Origin of the sequence: Paraburkholderia atlantica (assembly GCF_009362785.1) — a bacterium.
Taxonomy (GTDB): Bacteria; Pseudomonadota; Gammaproteobacteria; order Burkholderiales; family Burkholderiaceae; genus Paraburkholderia; species Paraburkholderia atlantica.
Genome location: NZ_WHNQ01000153.1, coordinates 1 through 2,689, shown reverse-complemented (window position 1 = coordinate 2,689; position 2,689 = coordinate 1). Strand labels below are relative to the sequence as shown.

The 2,689-nt window shown below is 62.7% G+C and carries 5 protein-coding genes; all 5 read right to left on the bottom strand.

Translation table 11 applies throughout. From position 1 onward, the window contains the following. On the bottom strand, nucleotides 1–607 hold a 607-nt coding region (locus GCT19_RS41665), incomplete at its 3' end, for an ATP-binding protein (RefSeq protein ID WP_193727540.1). 128 nt (nucleotides 608–735) lie between these two features. Then, nucleotides 736–978, bottom strand: coding sequence for a DUF3717 domain-containing protein (locus GCT19_RS41660; protein ID WP_152855064.1), 243 nt, complete (start codon nucleotides 976–978; stop codon nucleotides 736–738). Between the two features lie 249 nt (nucleotides 979–1,227). After that, nucleotides 1,228–1,686: a hypothetical protein gene (locus GCT19_RS41655; protein ID WP_152855063.1), complete on the bottom strand. Its 459-nt coding sequence runs from the start codon at nucleotides 1,684–1,686 to the stop codon at nucleotides 1,228–1,230. 9 nt (nucleotides 1,687–1,695) lie between these two features. Then, complete coding sequence (locus GCT19_RS41650; RefSeq protein ID WP_227749506.1) at nucleotides 1,696–2,505, bottom strand: hypothetical protein; 810 nt, start codon at nucleotides 2,503–2,505, stop codon at nucleotides 1,696–1,698. After that, nucleotides 2,448–2,689 (bottom strand): DDE-type integrase/transposase/recombinase (locus tag GCT19_RS41645; RefSeq protein WP_152855032.1); only part of this gene is annotated, 242 nt, incomplete at its 5' end. The genes GCT19_RS41645 and GCT19_RS41650, both read right to left, overlap by 58 nt.

Below are 2,689 nucleotides of genomic sequence, written 5' to 3'. Positions count from 1 at the left end.
GGCTCGGTGCGTTTTCGATATCGCGCGCGGTCTTCTTCACGGACAGCAGATCCGGCCGGAATCGCAGAAACGCGATCAGTTCGGCGGGAACACCGGTGCGAGCCGCCCAGTCCGTCCAGTCTGCGATCGAAGGCTCAAGCTCCACCACCGTCGCGAAACGCGAGATGACGGGATCGAGAATGCCCGAGACACCCGCGTTGTCGTTGCGCCGGTTGGTGGCCGCAACGAACGTGACGCAGTCGGGCAGCGCGTGCTCGCCGATGCGGCGTGCCAGCAGCAGTTGCATCTTTGCCGCCTGCACTGCCGGTGATGCCTGGCCCAGATCGTCAAGGAACCAGAGCAGCGGCGTTGTCGCTCTCAATGCGCGCTCGAGATCCCCGAACGGCAGGAAGCGGGCGACGTTCCCGTCAGGGAATGGCAGGCCCTTCGAGTCCGTCGGGTCTTCAACGACGGGATGGCTGATGAGCAGGTCATGCCCGGTTTCCTGAGCCGCCTGAGCGACGATGTCGCTCTTGCCAATGCCCGGAGCCCCAGTGACAAGCACCGGAAGACGGGCCGGAATGTAGGTGATGAGCAGTTCGCGAAGTTGCGAGGCAGAGACTTTCATGGGGTACCTGAAAAGGAAAAGCCCCACGAAACAACGCCCCCGGGGGACGTGGTCCCTGAGGGGCGAGTTGGATGTGCCGCGGATGCGGCGCGTCGATGCGTCCTGGAGACGCGAAAAAAGGTTGTGCCTTACGCCTGCGCGCCAGCCAGAGCGGCCGTTTGAGCTTCGGTAAGGGTTTCGCGCGGCACGGCGGTCGCACGGGTGAAGATCATGCTGCCGTAGAGATTGGCGAGACAGCGTGCTTCCGCGCACAGCACCGTCACCTCCTCGTCGGAGGTTGCCGGATTGCGGTTGCGCCACACGTTGATCGCGTTTTCGATCTGGGTGATCGAAACGTCCCGGGTTACGGAAACAGCGTTCGGATGGTTCATGGGGTGACCTCGAAGGAAGTGCCCCCGAACAACGCCCCGAAGGGACGTGATCCCCAAGGGCAGCATTGTTGCCGGATCTCCGGCGGGTCGATGCGTCATGGACGCGGGTAACAGAGCCCAGTATGGGCGGCCGCCGCGCGAAGGTTTGCCCGAATGATGAGCAGATTGACCCCGCTTAGACTTCTCGCGTGACGCCAGGGCAAAAAAAACCGGCGCATATGCGCCGGCTGTGGTTGAGGAAAATTGCCGTCAGACTAACGCTGTCTGAGCGGCCCGTGCTGCATCGATTCTCGCGATCATCGCCGCTTCCCGCTCGCGGTGCCGCCGGGACTTCTCCTCGCCCACGCCGTTGTGCTGCTCGATCACGTAGGCGAAACAGACAGGATTGGCCGGACCGCGCCACGCCTTCCAGGCTTCCATGATCCGCGCGCGCACGTCGGGCGTGCATGCGAAGTACTCGCGACGCAGGCGACGCCATTGCTGGGCGTACAGATCGCGCATGCGTTGCTCGCTCTGGTACAGCAGCCGTTCCCGCCGTTCCCGCTCTTCATCAACCGAAAGCGCCTGGGGCACCTCAATCTGATCGCTGAAGAGCGGGTAGGCACGCTCGATCTTTTGACGAGCCCGATCCTGACGGTTCAGATGCAAGGCTCGCATCCGCGAAGTCCAGCGAAGACCTTCGACCTTGGGTGTACGATCGAATCGCATGGTCGCTCCTCAGGCTGCAAGCCGCTCGAGCATCGCGCGGGCGTAATCCAGCGTGCCATCCTTTACCTGCAGACGACGCGCCTCGTTAAGCTCCGTGTTGACGAGCGCGTACTGTTTGCTTGCCCCCTTGCGCCAGTCCCGAATCTCCCGGAACCCCGATGCGATCGCGTCCTCGACATGCTGGGCGCCATCGATCACGACGCCGTCGCCGCGCTGATAGCGGGCATTCTGCGCCGCTTCCTTCGCACGCTGCGCATCCTGCTCCTTGCGCTCCGCCTGCCTGCGCGCCAGCTCGTTCGCTTCCCACGCGGCCTGCGCAGTCCCGTCGAGGCCGCACAGCTGGAAGATCGCACTGCGCCTGGCTTTCGCCTTCAGGCCTCGGAGCTTCACGCCATGGAACTCGAGCACGACCTGCTTGCTGCTCAGGTTGTTATCGTCAGGCGTGTCGAGGATGTTCAGCAGACTTGCCACATCGCGCGACTCCAGTGCAACGGCTACACGGTTCGGCCATTCGAACGTTTCGCGCCCGTGTGCGAGCAACGCCATCGAACGTTCCAGCGTGTGCCGACGGGCACTGAGCCGCCCCTGCGTGCGCTGCATGTCCGCATGGTCCAGCTTCTTCTCCCGGCGCCAGTCGGCCATCAGGTCACGAAGCCGCGCGGCCAGCGCATTGACCGGCTGCCCGACCGATACCGGCTCGTCGAACGGTTCTGTTGCAGTAAGGGTGTCGGGACGAGAAATGTCGATATGATAAGTATTGCTTATGACCCAAGGGAGTAAAACTGCTGGGAAGCAGACGACGGGTCTTTGCCCGCACATTTCATCTGTCCTTTCCTGATCATGTGCATTACCTCGATGCCGCCGAGAATGACCCTCGCACGGTGGAAGTTCTTGAATCCCAGCATCGGCCGGCTCCGGCGTTTGATAGCCCGATGGTCCTGTTCGACAATGTTGTTCAGGTACTTGATCTGACGGACCTTGATCGGCGTCTCGCGATCGGCAT

What these genes read in the sequence shown, in the direction of transcription:
- GCT19_RS41660 (WP_152855064.1), bottom strand. Translation starts at nt 978, where the DNA reads ATGAACCATCCGAACGCTGTTTCCGTAACCCGGGACGTTTCGATCACC.
- GCT19_RS41650 (WP_227749506.1), bottom strand. Translation starts at nt 2,505, where the DNA reads ATGTGCGGGCAAAGACCCGTCGTCTGCTTCCCAGCAGTTTTACTCCCT.
- GCT19_RS41655 (WP_152855063.1), bottom strand. Translation starts at nt 1,686, where the DNA reads ATGCGATTCGATCGTACACCCAAGGTCGAAGGTCTTCGCTGGACTTCG.